This is a genomic window from Pedobacter sp. ASV28, assembly GCF_016428855.1.
In the GTDB taxonomy this organism is placed as follows: domain Bacteria; phylum Bacteroidota; class Bacteroidia; order Sphingobacteriales; family Sphingobacteriaceae; genus Pedobacter.
This window is the reverse complement of record NZ_JAELTN010000002.1, coordinates 49,676-66,002: the sequence shown is the minus strand read 5'-3', so window position 1 is coordinate 66,002 and position 16,327 is coordinate 49,676. Positions and strand designations below refer to the sequence as shown.

Annotated in this window: 13 protein-coding genes; 7 read left to right on the top strand and 6 right to left on the bottom strand. The window is 37.9% G+C overall.

The window, feature by feature from the left end:
• Window positions 1–225: 225 nt before the first annotated feature.
• Complete coding sequence (gene meaB, locus JHD79_RS01155) at window positions 226–1,116, bottom strand: methylmalonyl Co-A mutase-associated GTPase MeaB (RefSeq protein WP_199117250.1); 891 nt, start codon at window positions 1,114–1,116, stop codon at window positions 226–228.
• Between the two features lie 116 nt (window positions 1,117–1,232).
• On the opposite strand from meaB, the gene JHD79_RS01150 reads away from it, so the two are divergent.
• Window positions 1,233–3,053, top strand: a complete 1,821-nt coding sequence (locus tag JHD79_RS01150; RefSeq protein ID WP_199117249.1) for an ABC transporter ATP-binding protein — start codon at window positions 1,233–1,235, stop codon at window positions 3,051–3,053.
• 5 nt (window positions 3,054–3,058) lie between these two features.
• Here JHD79_RS01150 and JHD79_RS01145 read toward each other — a convergent pair whose 3' ends face one another.
• On the bottom strand, window positions 3,059–4,195 hold the full coding sequence (locus JHD79_RS01145; protein ID WP_199117248.1) for a glycosyltransferase family 4 protein: 1,137 nt from the start codon (window positions 4,193–4,195) through the stop codon (window positions 3,059–3,061).
• 138 nt (window positions 4,196–4,333) lie between these two features.
• Here JHD79_RS01145 and JHD79_RS01140 point away from each other — a divergent pair, with 138 nt between their 5' ends.
• From JHD79_RS01140 to JHD79_RS01115, 6 genes are all read left to right on the top strand, one after another.
• On the top strand, window positions 4,334–5,332 hold the full coding sequence (locus tag JHD79_RS01140; RefSeq protein ID WP_199117247.1) for a glycosyltransferase family A protein: 999 nt from the start codon (window positions 4,334–4,336) through the stop codon (window positions 5,330–5,332).
• Window positions 5,333–5,334: 2 nt separating this feature from the next.
• Window positions 5,335–6,228 (top strand): glycosyltransferase, encoded by an 894-nt coding sequence (locus JHD79_RS01135; RefSeq protein ID WP_199117246.1) that lies wholly within the window; start codon window positions 5,335–5,337, stop codon window positions 6,226–6,228.
• A gap of 103 nt (window positions 6,229–6,331) precedes the next feature.
• Window positions 6,332–7,444: a UDP-galactopyranose mutase gene (gene glf / locus JHD79_RS01130; RefSeq protein ID WP_199117245.1), complete on the top strand. Its 1,113-nt coding sequence runs from the start codon at window positions 6,332–6,334 to the stop codon at window positions 7,442–7,444.
• Entirely contained in the window at window positions 7,434–8,282 is an 849-nt protein-coding gene (locus JHD79_RS01125) for a glycosyl transferase family 90 (RefSeq protein ID WP_199117244.1), read from the top strand. The genes glf and JHD79_RS01125 overlap by 11 nt, the downstream gene beginning before the upstream one ends.
• A gap of 2 nt (window positions 8,283–8,284) precedes the next feature.
• Window positions 8,285–9,184 (top strand): glycosyltransferase family 2 protein, encoded by a 900-nt coding sequence (locus JHD79_RS01120; protein WP_199117243.1) that lies wholly within the window; start codon window positions 8,285–8,287, stop codon window positions 9,182–9,184.
• Window positions 9,184–10,050 (top strand): glycosyltransferase family 2 protein, encoded by an 867-nt coding sequence (locus tag JHD79_RS01115; protein ID WP_199117242.1) that lies wholly within the window; start codon window positions 9,184–9,186, stop codon window positions 10,048–10,050. The genes JHD79_RS01120 and JHD79_RS01115 overlap by 1 nt, the downstream gene beginning before the upstream one ends.
• Window positions 10,051–10,052: 2 nt before the next feature.
• Here JHD79_RS01115 and JHD79_RS01110 read toward each other — a convergent pair whose 3' ends face one another.
• From JHD79_RS01110 to rimP, 4 genes are all read right to left on the bottom strand, one after another.
• On the bottom strand, window positions 10,053–11,138 hold the full coding sequence (locus JHD79_RS01110) for an acyltransferase (protein WP_199117241.1): 1,086 nt from the start codon (window positions 11,136–11,138) through the stop codon (window positions 10,053–10,055).
• A gap of 75 nt (window positions 11,139–11,213) precedes the next feature.
• Window positions 11,214–14,177, bottom strand: a complete 2,964-nt coding sequence (infB, locus tag JHD79_RS01105) for a translation initiation factor IF-2 (protein WP_199117240.1) — start codon at window positions 14,175–14,177, stop codon at window positions 11,214–11,216.
• Window positions 14,178–14,241: 64 nt separating this feature from the next.
• Window positions 14,242–15,477 (bottom strand): transcription termination factor NusA, encoded by a 1,236-nt coding sequence (nusA, locus tag JHD79_RS01100; protein ID WP_199117239.1) that lies wholly within the window; start codon window positions 15,475–15,477, stop codon window positions 14,242–14,244.
• Between the two features lie 2 nt (window positions 15,478–15,479).
• The gene (gene rimP, locus JHD79_RS01095) at window positions 15,480–15,944 is read right to left on the bottom strand and encodes a ribosome assembly cofactor RimP (protein ID WP_199117238.1); all 465 of its coding nucleotides are present in this window, start codon (window positions 15,942–15,944) and stop codon (window positions 15,480–15,482) included.
• Between the last annotated feature and the right edge of the window lie 383 nt (window positions 15,945–16,327).

Genomic DNA, 16,327 nt, shown 5'->3' with positions numbered 1-16,327 from the left:
TTAAACAAATTTTTATAATCTCAAAACCTTTATACAAACTCCGTTCCAAAGTGTTTAAATTGAGCTTATTTAGCTGGTTTTTTGTTTATTTAGTTGATTTATAGGTGGTTTATGGGGTGTTTGGCAATACCCACATAAATTGAATCATAAATCTATATTGTACTGTATTGTTTCTTATGCAGTCCTTTTTTATATACAATGCTTATTTCTTTGTTTAAAAAAGACCTAAATCCACTCTTCAATAAAACTATATATATTGAATTTTTCACTTAATTGAGCCGTATCAATGGCTTTTACGAGCGCTTTTCTATCGATCATCGACATTTTTCTAGCCTGTATCAATCTATAAGCTTTTTCGGCAAGTAATAATGACTTTCGATGGTTTGGAATGCGTTCTTTTGATAATATCCAATTTAATAAACTATCGATGCCTATTTCCTTTTCTGCTATGGTTTTGAATATGGGGGTGTCCCGATGTTGTTCCTGGGTCATCTTTTTTAAATTTCCGGCAAAAAGATCTGCCCCCTCCCTATCTGCCTTGTTCACTACAAAGGCCTGTGCTATTTCCATTAACCCAGATTTGATGTGCTGAATTTCATCTCCTGACTCAGGTACCAATACTAAAATCGTTTGATCTGCTAGGCCGGCAATTTCTATCTCCGATTGGCCAACACCTACGGTTTCTACGATAATAAGATCAAAATGACTGGCTTTCATCACGTCTACCATCTCTAGCGTTTTGGCCGAAATGCCACCCAACGATCCACGTGTGGCAACAGATCTGATGTATACATTTGGGTCGTTAAAGAGCTTTGACATTCTGATCCTGTCGCCCAATAGAGAGCCATAATTAAATGGTGAGGTAGGGTCAACGGCAAGAATAGCCACTTTTTTGTGTTGTAGGGAGAGTTGGGTGGTAATGGCATTTACCAAAGTGCTTTTTCCCGCTCCAGGAGGCCCTGTTATACCAATTACGGGGACCTTGCTTTTTATATTTAATGATTTTAAAAATTGATAAGATGGGCCAATATCATTTTCAACTAGCGTTAAAGCCCTTGCTAAAGCAATAAAGCTACCAGATTCTACATTCTCTTTTAAATCAGCAAGGTTGATCATGGTTAAAAAACTTTAGACAAATAAACAGAAATCAATCGGATGCATCAAACACAAGCTTAATGAAATGAGCAAACATTTCTTAAAATCCGTAACTTTGTCTTCTTTTATATTTTTAAATGAAAACATATTTCAGGTTATTATCGTTCGCAAAACCAATTGAAAAATTTGCGATACCCTATATGATAGCAACTCTATTTGCTGTACTATTTAACACGGCGCTGTTTACTTCTATAGGCCCGCTCTTAGAGACGCTTTTTATAGGGAAATCGTCAGCTTTAAATCAGGCACAGCAAGCGGGATCTCTAGATTTTATCGGTTCTATCAACGATTATATTGCACAACTTATAAGCAGTAATGGCAAAATTTATACTTTACGGATCGTTTGTTTTGGCATTATTGTGATTGCCATACTTGCCAACTTGTTCAAATATCTCTCGCAGCGTTTCATGGAAGATCTAAGGGTACATACGCTTCTAAATCTGAGAAGAACCGTTTTTAACAATGTAATTGGACTTACCATAGGTTATTTTAACAATGAGCGCAAAGGCGATATTGTATCCAAAATATCTTCTGACGTACAAGTGGTACAAGCTACAGTGACCAATACCTTACAAGTAGTTTTTAAAGAACCGCTACAACTTATTGCATTTTTATCGGTGTTACTTTCCATTTCTGTTAAGCTCACTTTATTCTCTTTATTGGTTATCCCTGTTTCTGGATTTGTCATTAGCAAGATTGTTAAAAGACTTAAACAACAAACCACACAATCTCACGAGTCTTTTGCAAGGATGATTGGCTTTTTAGACGAAGTGTTAAGTGGAATAAAGATCGTGAAAGCATTTAACGCTTCAGAAAGAGTTAAGGACAAGTTTGATAAGGAAAACAGGTATTATTCTTATATAAACAGAAAAATTGTTCGTCGGCAACAGTTAGCCTCTCCGGTATCCCAAACCTTGGGAATATTGGTAGTGGCCTGCATAGTTTTATATGGAGGTACGCTTATCCTAGAAGGAGAAAACTTCCTTTCTCCAACAAAGTTCTTAGTATATATCACTACTTTTTCGCAGGTAATGCAGCCAATTAAAGCCATTAGCGATTCCTTTAGTGGCATACACGCTGGCATTACCGCAGGCGACAGGGTGTTGGATTTAATTGATACCGCTCCCGCTTTTGCCAATAAAGAGGATGCAAAAGTGGCAACCAGTTTCAGTAATAGCATTGTTTTTGAAAATGTAGATTTTGGCTACGGAGATAAGCAGGTGCTTAACAACGTTAGCCTTCAATTCAAAAAGGGGAATACCATTGCGCTAGTTGGCCCATCTGGAGGCGGTAAAAGTACCTTGATGGATCTTATTCCTAGGTTTCATGATCCTAAAAATGGTACGATCAAGTTCGACGGCATACCCTATGAAGAGCTGAACATAGAAAGTATACGTTCGCAAATGGGCATCGTTAATCAGGAATCCTTTCTTTTTAACGATACGATATTCAACAACATTTCCTTTGGTAAACCAGATGCTACCGAAGAAGAGGTGATTAATGCCGCCAAAATTGCCAATGCCCACGAATTTATCATAAACACAGAAAACGGATATCAAACTAATGTGGGAGATAGGGGAAATAGGCTATCTGGCGGGCAGCGGCAAAGGGTTTGCATAGCCAGAGCAGTACTGGCAAATCCGCCAATTATGTTGTTAGACGAGGCTACTTCTGCCCTTGATACCGAATCGGAAAAATTAGTGCAAGAGGCGCTTAACAATTTAATGCAGAATAGAACCTCTATTGTTATTGCCCATCGCTTGAGCACCATTAAACATGCTGATGAAATTGTGGTGATAGATAATGGTAAAATTGTTGAGCAAGGTACCCACGCAGCGCTAACAGAAAAGAAGGGACTTTATAATAGGTTAATCGAAATGCAAACGTTTAGTGAGTAAAGACTTTATAACTTATCAAGGATAGCCTCCAAACTTCTGGTCTGATCTACAGCATTGAACCTTTGGGCATATTGCTTAATTTGCTCAGGATCGTATAGGTTACGGTTGTGTGCAATATATTCCATGGCCATAGCCAAGGCTTGAAAGTTCAATTGGTCAATAACAATTCCTACTTTATCAATAACATATTCCTTAATGCCGCCCGAATTAAAGCCGGCAATAGGCATACCCAAATGAGCCGCTTCTTGCATGACCAAGGGAAAGGAATCTTCTCTAGACAAAGATAATAAGGCATCGCCGGCATTAAAATAATCGTAATATTTCTCTGACTGCTTATCGACGAAAAATACATTGCCAGAAAAATTCTCCTTTATGGAGGACTCGGCATAATAAAATGTTCCATTTTTGGCAATTGGACCAATCCAAATTATTTTATGATGATCATTAAGGTTTTTCAAAAGTGGAATTAAATAATCTATGCCTTTTATGGTATTGGTGGCTCCAGAAACAATCCAGACAAAATCGTCTTCTTTGATTCCAAATTTTGAACGTATTTGAGCCCTTGGTTCGTTAATTTTTATTCGCCCCTGATCAATAAATCCATATAGCAATTTCACATTTTTATGGCCCATATCTTGGAGTTTTTCACAAACTATTTGCGAACATCCAATGCAGAGTGCTGTATTTTCTACTACCCTTTGTAGGGTGTTATATGTAGATAAACCATAAACAAAAGGGAGTTCATGGATATGGGAAACTACTTTTACATTTAACTTTTGTGCAATGGCAAAAGCATCTCGGTTGGCAATCGTGTTGATATACCAGAAATCAGCCTTAATTCTCTTTTGAAGTCTTCGCAATTGATATTCGACAGGATTAATATTTACGGCATAAAGGAGTAGCCTAAATAACCTTAAGAGATAATTACGGTTTTTTTTGTAGCCTACAACAGTATAAATCCCTTCATTTAATTCATTTAACAAAATACCATGATCTCTAGTGAAGAGAACGGGTGAGTATTTTTGGCGATCGAGGTTTTTCAGGATATAAAAAAGCTGCATCTCTGATCCACTAAGGCCAAAATATGGGGTAATAAATAAGACCTTTTTAGGAGTTGATTGCTTTATTTCTTCTGTTTCCATTATAAACTTTGATACTCAAAGATGCGAAATAAATTAAGATGTAGCGATCCTAAACATCAGTAATAAAACATAGCAACATGGTAAAGCCAAAGGTTATTTATATTATTTTTACCCTGCCTTTTAACTTTTAAGGACTGCATGACAAAAGATACGCCTATTGATGTTACTGTTTTGATGCCCGTATTCAATGGCGAGCTATATTTGAAAGAAGCTATGGAGAGCATCTTAAATCAAACCTTTAGCAATTTTGAATTGCTCATTATCAATGATGGTAGTTCTGATTCTAGCCATGAAATTATTTGTTCTTTTGATGATGATAGAATTGTTTATATTAACAATGAGACGAACCAAGGGATTGTTGCAGCGCTTAATGAGGGGCTAAGGTTAAGTAGGGGAAAATATATTGCCAGGATGGATGCGGATGATATGGCAAGTCTTGATCGATTAGAGGTGCAGTATCGATTTTTAGCTAAGAATACTGGATATAAGCTTTGCGGAACAAATGCGATAGCAATAAACAGCGAAGGGAAAGAAACCGCCAAAATTAGGCGGCCTCATATTCCCGCTAGGGTTAAGGCGCTACAGCTGTTTAGAAATGCTTTCATACATCCTACCATAATGGCTGATGCCGAAGTAATGAAAAGCTTTGGATATGCAAAGGCTTATGAATATGCTGAAGATTACCTGCTGTTTTCCCAAATTGCAATGCACCACAAGGTCATTAATCTAAATTATAATGGCATTAAATATCGGATCCATAACGAGAGCATCTCAGCAAAGAAGCGCAATGAAATGGTGCAGAGCGAAATAAAAACGGAGAGATATCTTTTGTCTTTTTTGTTCAACGAAGTTTCAGACCAAACATTGAATGATCACCATTTATTATTACGACCAAAACAAAATATAGATGCAGCGCAAACCCACAGCATAGAAGCACACCTTTTAAGCATCAAAAACGCTAATCGGGAAAAACAAATATTTGAGGTTAATGCACTAGAAAAACAATTGCTAAAGGAATGGTACGAAATCTTAAAAAAAAGCATGCAAGCCAAAAAGCTAAATAGCTTTATCTCTTCTGATCTTTTCTCTTTCCGCATGTTTAACCTTAAGCAGTTCATAAAACTCCTATTTGCATAGAAATGGAAAATAAGCCTTTAATTTCAATCGCCTTATGCACCTACAATGCTGGTCCATACCTAGAAAAACAGCTTTTTAGTATCCTAGAGCAAAGCTATGAAAACATAGAAATTGTGGTAGTGGACGACTGTTCTACCGATGGCACTTACGAAAGGTTAGAAAAGTTAAAGGAAAATCATCCTAAAATAAGAACGTATAAAAACGATGTGAATTTAGGATTCAACAAGAATTTCGAAAAGGCCATAGGGCTTTGTCAAGGAGAATATATTGCAATAAGTGATCAAGATGATATATGGCTTCCTCATAAACTTGAGGTGTTGGCCAACAATATCGGGGATAATTGGCTCATCTTCTCCAACTCGGAACTAATAGATATAGATGAAATTCCGCTGAATATTCAGATCTTGAAACCAGATTTCTCACTGAGTAACCGAAGCTTCAAAGGGATTCTGATGTACAATTCCGTTACTGGACATACTACCTTGTTTTCAAGGCCATTTATAGAGCAATTTCTACCCATTCCTAAAAAAGGTTACTATGATTGGTGGATGGGTTTTGTAGCGATCTATCATCATAAGGCAACATGTATAAATCAATGCCTTACCTTGCACCGCATGCATAATGCTTCTGTGATAGGCAAAGCCTATGGTGAAGATAAAAAAGCAACAAAAAGTACCTTAAATACCGAATTGGAAACTCAACTACAAGAATTTGTTTTTTATAAAAATCTTAAGGAGGAAGATAAAAAGCTGATTAAAAAAATAAAGTGCTCCTACCAAAAGAGATTTAGCCTGTTTTTCATTGGGCTTATGGTTTTCCATTATCCTGAGTACTTCCCAGATTTAAAACCGAGAAATTGGTTCAGTAGACTTTTTTTTGCCTTAAGATTTAAATAACAACGTTGTTTTATTAACCCCCTTAGTAGTAAATCTTTTTGTAAGTTTGCATGTTAATGTGAGCTTTTGGCTCTCTATTTTGATCTAAAATCATCTTTAATAAATGAAGAAATACCTTGTCATAGGAAGCGGATTTGCGGGGAGTGTACTTGCTGAACAGCTGAGCAAAAACAGTTTGATAGAAATTTGGGAAGAAAGAGATCATATAGGAGGCAACTGTTACACTGAAAGAGATAAAGAAACCGGGGTAACCATCCATAAATATGGCCCTCATATCTTTAATACGGACAATTTAGAGGTATGGAATTACATTCAGCAATTCTGCGAAATGATGCCTTATACCAATCGTGTGAAATCGATATACAAAGGCAATGTCTATTCTCTGCCGATCAATCTTCATACGATCAATCAATTTTTTGGAAAGACACTTTCTCCTGTAGAGGCCAGGGCATTTATAGAAAGCGTAAGTGACAAGACGATAGAAACGCCCCAAAATTTCGAAGAACAAGCATTAAAATTTATAGGAAAAGATTTATACAGCGCCTTTTTCTACGGCTACACCAAAAAACAATGGGGCTGCGAGCCTCGTGAACTTCCTGCCAGTATTTTAAAAAGACTGCCAGTAAGATTTAATTATAACGATAATTATTATGCAATGCCACTTCAGGGAATCCCAAAAAATGGGTTTACTGAAATTTTTGAGAAAATGCTCGATCATCCGAATATAACAGTTAAGCTTAATCAAAAATTTGTCCCATCTGAAGTAGATTTTTCTGCTTATGATCAAGTTTTCTACACTGGTCCTGTTGATGCATTTTTTGATTACAAATTTGGCCGTTTGGGATACAGGACCGTATATTTTGAAAAACATACTGCAGCGGGAGATTATCAGGGAAATGCTGTAATAAATTATGCTGATGAGGAAGTGCCTTTCACCAGGGTTCATGAACATAAACATTTTACCCCATGGGAAACGCATGAAAAAACGGTATACTTTAAGGAATTTAGCAAAGAGACAGCTGTAGAGGATATTCCGTACTATCCAAAACGCTTAAGCAACGATATGGAGATACTCCGTCAATATGAAGAGGAAATAGAACGGCTTGCAAATGTTACTTTTTTGGGCAGATTGGCCAGTTACAAATACATGGATATGCATCATGTGATTGCGAGTGCTTTAGAGGTAGCTAAAAACTTTAAGAACGATGTGGTTTAAAAGCAAAAAGACCAAGGAAGAACCAAGGGAACTGTTAAAAATAGCGATCAAAGATGGTCAGGTTTCTTCTATTGAAAATTTCAATTCATTTCAAACCAGGGCAGAGTCTTCTATAAAAATGACGATGGATGCCATAAAGTGTGGCATTTCTGCTAAGGCGTTGTCCTTTAATCTACATACCGGAGATTTCCCTGTGGGAGAAATACAAGCAAATAATTTTTATTATTGTTGTGATAGCAAAGAGAAGTTGAACTCGGTTTTTCCAGACTTTATTTTCGATCACTGGCAACAAGCTGGAATTGAAGACTATACAGCAACGATTGAAAAAATCTCGGCTGCTTCAGAAGTTCCTTTTGTTTACGACAAAATGCTTTGGATTGGCAACGTAAAAACCAATCCCATCAGAGAAAAGATCATTTCTCTTTCTGAACAATTTCCTGAAAAAATTGAGGCCCACAACACCTATGTTGATCAATACATGGAAGGAAATAAAAAAAACACTTACATCTCATTAGCTGATCATACAAAGTATAGGTACCTCATAGATCTTGAAGGACGAGGATACAGTGGTAGATTAAAGTTGCTGCTGTATACCAAAAGACTTTTATTCATTCAAGAGCGGCAATGGAAATCCTATTATCATTTCGAGTTGGAACCTTATAAACACTTCATTCCAGTAAAAAACGATTTATCTGATTTGACATCTCAGATAGATTTTGTTGAGCAAAAAGGTCAAGAGTACTACCTCGATGTTGTCAACAATGCCTATCAATATGCTAAGCAAAACCTCAGCTACCAGAAGGCCGTAAAAAGAATTCAAGCACTTCTCAATAATTAAAGATGGATCAAACATCAATTTGCGCCGTTATTGTTACTTACAACCGTTTAGAGTTTCTAAAGGAGTGCGTAGATTCTGTTCTAAAACAAAGCCAAAGGCTAGACAAAATCATTATTGTGAATAACGGTTCTACCGATGGTACCGATGAATATTTGAAAAGTCTGAAGGAGGAAAGAATAGAATTGGTATTTCAAGAAAATACTGGTGGTGCAGGAGGTTTTCATACAGGGATAGCAAAAGCTTATCAGCAGCACTATGAATGGATTTGGGTAATGGATGATGATGTAGAACCTTTCGTCGATTGCTTGGAACAGCTGTTTAAATATACTTCTATATCAAAATGTATCCATCCTTTAAGGATATTTAAAGATAATAACCAAGTCTTTCAATGGGAGCATTATTTCGATTATAGAACTTGCATGCCTATACTGCACAATAATATTTCTCTACAGCATAAAGATTATTGCTTTGTTAATACGGCCTGCTTTGAGGGAATGCTGATTCATCGTTCTGTGGTAGAAAAAATAGGTTATCCCAGAAAAGAATATTTTATTGCTGGCGACGACACGGAGTACGGTATTTTGGCAAACTTATATACGAATATCATCTATACCAAAACGGCACAGATGTATCGTAAAAGGAAAGAGATTTCGACTAAAATTAGGCCTTTGCAAGCTTATTATGAATATCGGAACTTGTTCTTGTTAAAAAAGGCATTAAAAAGATATTTTCCAGGAAACTACAGCCCCATTTTCTATCGAAACTTATGCAAAGACTTTAGGAAAAAAGCAAAAACCATTATAAAAGCAAAAGAATATACATTTAAGGAAAAAAGAGAGCTGATTTTCAAGATGTTAAAAGGCATTAAAGCGGGGTTTAAAATTTACAAAAATAAAAGTTGATGGAGAGCCAATTAAAGATTTCGGTAGTTGTGCCCTGCTATAATCAAGGTCGCTTTTTAGAGGAATGCATCCGATCTTTACGCCAACAAGATTATACCGATTGGGAATGTATATTAGTAAATGATGGTAGTATTGATGAAACAGAAGAAAAGGCGTTAGCCTGGCAGAAAACAGATGAGCGGATAAAGTACTTCAAAAAAGAGAATGGTGGCCTCAGCTCTGCGAGAAATTATGGTCTAAGGCAAGCAACGGGAGATTATATTCAGTTCTTAGACTGCGATGATTATCTTGCCCCTCAAAAATTTTCGAAGTCGATAGCGAGTGTCAATAAGGAAAGACCAACCGTGGTGATTACAAACTTTCAGGAGTTTGATGAAAAAAAGCAGACACTACTTCCTCCTTATTGCTTATTAAAGGAAATGTATTTTAATCAGGAGGCCATTCTAAAAGAATGGGATAAAAGCTTTACCATACCGATCCACTGTGCCTTATTTCCTGCAAAACTTGTGGAAAAATATCAATTTGACGAAGAATTAAAAGCTAAGGAAGATTGGTTTTTCTGGTTGCAGATCTACGAAAATAAGCTAACCACTATATTTATTGATGAACCTTTGGTGTATTATAGAGTGAGTTCTGCTGGAATGACCCGTAACCATTTGTTTATGCACGAAAATCAATTAACGGCATTTCGAAAACTTGATGAAGTGATCAGCAACAAAAATCTATACCTATCCTTTCTGAAAAGCAATAATGAGTTCTACATGAATGAAGTATTTAGATTGAAAAACGAGGTCAATTTACTTAGACAAAAAAGAAAGCTCAATTATAAAATAAACAAAGTGCTGAGTTTTTTTAAATTAAAATAACCTCATTGTCCTACCATCCATTTAAGTTTTGTACGATTTAGCAATAGGGTAATGTAGAACGACGAAACATAAGCCACTAAAAATCTTGCAAAAGTAATCCCCGTATTCTCCCAAATATTAAATTGGCTAAAATCAAGCGCAAGAGGCTGGAAAACCATATATAATATTCTTTCCAGAATGATAAAGTGAATTAGGTAAATACCAAAAGTGGTTTGCCTTGGATGAAGATGCTGTATTGCTTTAATTGGTCCCATCTTAAACAAGGCTACGAACACGATTAGAGAATAAAAGATATTGGTTATTCTCAAGGTATTGTAGGCATCTTTTAGTCCTGTATTTATCAAATAGAAGGATTCTGCCATGGAAAGGGCAAGAGTAATGATAATGCCGGCCCAAATAGCACCCCAAGAGAGTCTGGCTACCCATTGTTTAAAGGTTTCGAAGTACCTGTTGAGATAAACACCTAGCCAAAGGTAAAAAACGAAACCAAAAAGGGCGGCAGAATGCGTAGTTTCAAACCACCTAAAATGAAGATTTAGACTATAGGTTAAAGATAGCAGTGCAAGAATAATTCCAAACCACGTTTTATATAGATACCGTTTAAATACAAGCAATATGGCAATGCAAATTAGAAAATTAAGGATAAACCAATATGGACTGAAGAATAGGGTCATATTCATCAGTTTATAAAAGTACAGCGGAAAATTAGTAGAAAGCAGTCCAACGTCACTTCCCTTATGCCAAGCAACTAATCTATCAATGATAGTTAGGGCCACAAAAAGCAACATCCAGAATAGCCAAGGTTTTATCGTGTTCTTAAATCTATTCTTTAAATATTGTTTGGCTGAATATTCTTGAAATTTATGGTTGATCAAAAATCCGCCAATAAGAAAAAAGGCAATGGTTACAAATTTAAAGGCCTGGAGAGAAAAGGACTGCACTAGGAGCGAAGTTTTGTCGGTATAAAGATCTATGCTGATGGCCGAACTATGCTCCCAAACAATACCCATCATAGAGATACATCTAATGGTATCTACAAAATCAAAGTTTTTTTTTGAGGAATTTGCATCAGCATTATGTTCAGCCATTCTTAGTTCTTTTCTGTTCGCCCATAAAAAAGGAGCGATTACCATCGCTCCCTATATTTTAAATACCCGAAAGTATTATAACTTACGTTTTACTTCTACTTGTTCGTATGCTTCAACAATGTCACCTACTTCAATGTTGTTGAAGTTCAGGATGTTTAATCCACATTCATAACCCTTAGCTACTTCTTTTACATCATCTTTATAGCGTTTAAGAGAAGCTAGTTCACCAGTATAGATCACTACGCCATCTCTAACGATACGGATTTTACTGTTTCTGCTGATCTTGCCATCCAATACCATACATCCGGCAATGGTACCCACTTTAGAGATTTTAAAGGTCTCTCTGATTTCCACATTGGCCACAATCTTCTCTTCAAACTCAGGGGCCAACATACCTTCCATGGCCGTTTTGATTTCGTTGATGGCATCGTAGATGATAGAGTACAAACGAATATCAATTTGTTCTTGCTCTGCCAATTTACGTGCACCAGTTGAAGGACGTACTTGGAAACCAATAATGATGGCATCAGATGCAGACGCTAACAATACATCTGATTCGGAAATCTGACCTACGGCTTTGCTAATGATGTTGATTTGTATTTCTTCTGTTGAAAGTTTAAGCAATGAATCGGCCAAGGCTTCGATAGAACCATCCACATCACCTTTAATGATCAAGTTCAGTTCTTTAAAGTTACCAATAGCCAAACGACGACCAATTTCGGCCAAAGTAATGTGCTTTTGTGTACGTAGACCTTGTTCGCGCATCAATTGTAGTCGCTTGTTGGCAATCTCTCTTGCCTCAACTTCGCTTTCTAAGGCATTGAACCGATCACCAGCTGTTGGTGCACCTTGCATACCCAATACCTGTACAGGTACAGATGGGCCAGCTTCATTTACTTTAGCTCCACGTTCATTGAATAAGGCTTTCACTTTACCGCTATAGCTTCCTGCCAATATTGGATCTCCAACTCTTAAAGTACCGCCCTGAACCAGAATAGTGGTAACAATACCACGTCCTTTGTCAAGTGTAGCCTCTATTACCGTACCTGTAGCACGTTTGGATGGATTGGCCTTTAATTCTAATAATTCGGCTTCTAGTAATACCTTATCTAATAATAGGTCAACATTTAGACCGCTTTTACTTGATATTTCCTGCGATTGGAATTTACCACCCCAATCTTCCACCAAGATATTCATGACAGAAAGTTGTTCTTTTATACGATCGGTGTTTGCTCCTGGCTTATCAATTTTAGTGAAGGCAAAAACCAAAGGTACACCAGCCGCCTGCGCGTGATTGATGGCCTCTTTGGTCTGAGGCATCACCGCATCGTCTGCAGCGATAACAATAATGGCAATATCTGCTACTTTCGCACCACGGGCACGCATGGCCGTAAAGGCTTCGTGACCAGGTGTATCTAAGAATGTAATTTCTTTACCTGTGTTGGTGGTTACCTTATAGGCGCCGATGTGCTGCGTAATACCACCAGCTTCACCAGCTACTACATTTGCTTTACGAATATAATCTAGCAGGGAAGTTTTACCGTGATCTACGTGTCCCATAATGGTTACCACTGGTACCCTAGGCAATAGATCTTCTTCTAAATCTTCTTCTTCTATGATATTATCTTCCTCTTCATCAGGTTTTACAAACTGGATTTCATAACCGAATTCGTCAGCTACAATGGTTAATGTTTCGGCATCTAAACGTTGGTTGATCGATACGAACATACCAAGGCTCATACAGGTACCAATAATTTTGGTCACTGGTACATCCATCATGTTTGCCAATTCGTTTGCCGTAACAAACTCGGTTACCTTTAGTACTTTAGATTGCATTTCCTGCTCTAAAGCTGCTTCTTCAGCACTTAAAGCCACATCATCACGCTTCTGACGGCGTAATTTGGCTCTTTGTGCAAATTTGCCAGATTTACCAGCACCGCTTAAACGAGCAAGTGTTGCTTTGATCTGGTCTTGTATTTCTTTTTCAGAAGGTTCTTCTTTAGGGCCACTAGGCGTGCTTCCAGGCCTGTTGTTTCTAAAGTTAGGTCTTGCCCCCTGTGGGTTATTATTTCTAAAATCGGGACGATTACTTGGTACGCCTGTTGGACGAGGTTGGTTACCTTGTGTCTGTTGGCCAGTTTGGCTAGGCGTTTGAGGAGCATTTCCCGGTGTTTTTTTGCGTTTACGCTTACGTCTAGCGGCCTCGCTATCACTAGAAGAGGCAATAGGCTGGCTTCTTCTGTCTGGAGTAACCGGCAATTCGATTTTGCCGATAATATTCGGACCAGACAATTTTACGGAACGGGCCTTAATGACTTCATCGTGTCCCTCTGTTTCTGGAGCTTTGACAGGTGCAGGTGGTTCAACCGCCTTGGGCTTTTCTTCTTGTTTCGGAGCTTCTGGCACAGGTTGTTTTTCCTCTGCCTTTACTGGCTCTGGAGTAGCAACAATAGGTTTTTCCTCTGTTTTTTCTTCCACAACAGGCTTTTCTTCTTTTGCAACTGGTGCAGCAGGAGCGGGAGTAGGAGTTTCTTCTTTTTTTGCAGGTCTATTTTTCGGATTTAAATCATTGAGATCTATTTTTCCTACGATCTTAACACCTGGTAGAGAAACCTCTTCTGCAACGGGCTCGGCCGGTTTGGTTTCAACAATCACCTTGGGCTCCTCTTTTACAGGCTCAGCTGGTTTTTCTTCCTTTTGCTTTTCTACAGCAGGAGCGAAATTGTTGAGGTTTTTAATTAAAACACCTTCATTTTCAAAGTCTTGATTTTTCTTTGTTGGCTCAGGTGCTTTTTCTGTGGTAACTTCAGGTTCATCACGACGAATTTTGCCAATAACAATTTGGTTAGCCTCCTCCTTAACAATTTTATCTCCCTGAAACTCTCTTAGAAGGGTATTGTACATCTCGCTAGAGAGTTTGGTATTAGGCTTATTATCCACAGCATAGCCCTTCTTACCAAGGAATTCTACCGCGGTAGCGAGTCCTATGTTAAGCTCCTTTGCTGCTTTTAATAACATTATGGTTTTGTCGTCTGACATTGATTATCCTGTTTTTCTATTTATACAAAAGTAACGTTTATTCTTATTAATTCAAGTACCACCACTATTCAAATTCTGATTGCAGAATTCCGACTACTTCTTTTATAGTCTCTTCTTCCAAATCGGTACGTTTTACCAATTCGTCTATAGAGAGTGCCAATACACTTTTAGCGGTATCTAAACCAATGGCTTTTAGCTCATCGATAATCCAGCTATCTATTTCGTCTGAGAATTCTTCCAGATCTACATCTTCATCTTCTTCACCAGCCTCGCGATAAACATCTATTTCGTAGCCGGTTAGTTTACCTGCCAATTTAATGTTGTGTCCGCCACGGCCAATGGCTAATGATACCTGATCTGGCTTTAAATAAACTGATGCATGTTTGGTCTCATCATCCAATTTAATGGAAGTGATTTTAGCCGGACTAAGTGCACGTTGAATATATAGTGAAATGTTGTTGGTGAAGTTGATCACATCAATGTTTTCATTCTTCAGTTCCCTTACAATACCATGGATACGAGAGCCTTTCATCCCTACGCAGGCGCCTACCGGATCAATTCTGTCATCGTAAGATTCTACGGCAACTTTGGCGCGCTCGCCAGGTTCGCGTACAATTTTCTTGATGGTGATCAAACCATCGAAAATTTCAGGAACCTCAATCTCGAATAAACGTTGTAGGAATTCTGGGGCCACCCTGGAAATGATAATTTTAGGGGTGGCATTTACCATGTCTACCTTTGAGATCACCGCACGTACGGCATCGCCTTTTTTGAAATAATCGGCAGGGATCTGTTCTGTTTTAGGCATGATCAGCTCGTTGCCCTCATCGTCCAATACCAAGGTTTCTTTTTTCCAAACTTGGTAAACTTCACCTGTTACAATTTCGCCAACCCTATCTTTATATTTTTTAAAGATCTCGTCTTTTTCCAGTTCTAATACCTTTGAAACCAAAGTTTGACGTGCGGCTAAAATAGCCCTGCGACCAAAACTTTCGAGGGTGATCTGCTCGATATAATCGTCGCCAACTTCTAGATCCGCATCATATTTATGTACTTCGGCAAGTTCGATTTCCAGGTCATCATCCTCCGAGAAGCCATCTTCCATTACCTTTCTGGTTCGCCAAATCTCCAAATCCCCATTGTCGGGATTTACAATGACATCGCAGTTCTCATCTGTGCCGTATTTTTTGCGCAGCATGCTACGAAATACTTCCTCTAATACACTAATCACCGTAGGGCGGTCGATATTCTTAAAGTCTTTAAACTCTTGAAATGAATCGATTAAATTAATATTGTTCATTTTTATTTAAATGAAATTAAAACCTTTGTTTCTGTTATATCATTCAGTTCAATTTGGCTATTCACCAATTGCACTTTTTTTCCTTTTTCTTTTACTTCTTCTTCGATCGTGATCGAATTATCGTTAACTTCCAGTAACTTTCCTTCCTTTTGGCTCCCGTTGCCCAGCTTAATGCTTAGTGTTCTGCCAATGTTTTTAAGGTATTGTCTGTTAAGCTTTAGCGGTTCGCCAACGCCGGGGGAAGAAACTTCTAAGTTATAGGCCGTTTCAATGGTGTTCTCTTCTTCCAAATGAAAGCCTACGTGCCTACTAATTGCCACACAGTCCTTTATGCTAATTCCATTGTCGCCGTCAACATGAATAATCAGCTTGTTGTTTGGCAACATCTTAACGTCTACCAAAAACAAGTCTGGCCTGTCTGCAATCTTCTCTTCTACTAGGGCGCTTACTCTATTTTCTATTTGCATATGGTATTTTCGCTAAAAGAAAAGAGGGGACACCTGTCCCCTCTTTTCTTGTTTTGCGATACAAAGATATAAAATTATTTTAAAAAATAAAAGTCAAATTCTCGATAATGATCTTCTAACCCACATGACATCAGGATAAAGCGGCCTTTGGTGCCCTGCTTTTTCTGGGAGCCATGTTTTAGTTGGGCACCTTAGGTACCTAAGAACATTTAGGTGGGCTACATAATTGAAGAAGGGATATGGTAAGGAGATCTTATAGGGCACAATTTGTATAAAATAGGCCTGTTGAGGTATTTGAAATGGTTTTTAGTTGACCAGCTGATACCTTAAACTGTTTAATGGATTCGGTATGATAGGTGCAGGTATATGTTAGTGTGAGTTCG

Excerpts from the sequence above, each read along its gene's own strand:
- meaB (WP_199117250.1), bottom strand. The coding sequence starts at position 1,116 with ATGATCAACCTTGCTGATTTAAAAGAGAATGTAGAATCTGGTAGCTTT.
- JHD79_RS01150 (WP_199117249.1), top strand. The coding sequence starts at position 1,233 with ATGAAAACATATTTCAGGTTATTATCGTTCGCAAAACCAATTGAAAAA.
- JHD79_RS01145 (WP_199117248.1), bottom strand. The coding sequence starts at position 4,195 with ATGGAAACAGAAGAAATAAAGCAATCAACTCCTAAAAAGGTCTTATTT.
- JHD79_RS01140 (WP_199117247.1), top strand. The coding sequence starts at position 4,334 with ATGACAAAAGATACGCCTATTGATGTTACTGTTTTGATGCCCGTATTC.
- JHD79_RS01135 (WP_199117246.1), top strand. The coding sequence starts at position 5,335 with ATGGAAAATAAGCCTTTAATTTCAATCGCCTTATGCACCTACAATGCT.
- glf (WP_199117245.1), top strand. The coding sequence starts at position 6,332 with ATGAAGAAATACCTTGTCATAGGAAGCGGATTTGCGGGGAGTGTACTT.
- JHD79_RS01125 (WP_199117244.1), top strand. The coding sequence starts at position 7,434 with ATGTGGTTTAAAAGCAAAAAGACCAAGGAAGAACCAAGGGAACTGTTA.
- JHD79_RS01120 (WP_199117243.1), top strand. The coding sequence starts at position 8,285 with ATGGATCAAACATCAATTTGCGCCGTTATTGTTACTTACAACCGTTTA.
- JHD79_RS01115 (WP_199117242.1), top strand. The coding sequence starts at position 9,184 with ATGGAGAGCCAATTAAAGATTTCGGTAGTTGTGCCCTGCTATAATCAA.
- JHD79_RS01110 (WP_199117241.1), bottom strand. The coding sequence starts at position 11,138 with ATGGCTGAACATAATGCTGATGCAAATTCCTCAAAAAAAAACTTTGAT.
- infB (WP_199117240.1), bottom strand. The coding sequence starts at position 14,177 with ATGTCAGACGACAAAACCATAATGTTATTAAAAGCAGCAAAGGAGCTT.
- nusA (WP_199117239.1), bottom strand. The coding sequence starts at position 15,477 with ATGAACAATATTAATTTAATCGATTCATTTCAAGAGTTTAAAGACTTT.
- rimP (WP_199117238.1), bottom strand. The coding sequence starts at position 15,944 with ATGCAAATAGAAAATAGAGTAAGCGCCCTAGTAGAAGAGAAGATTGCA.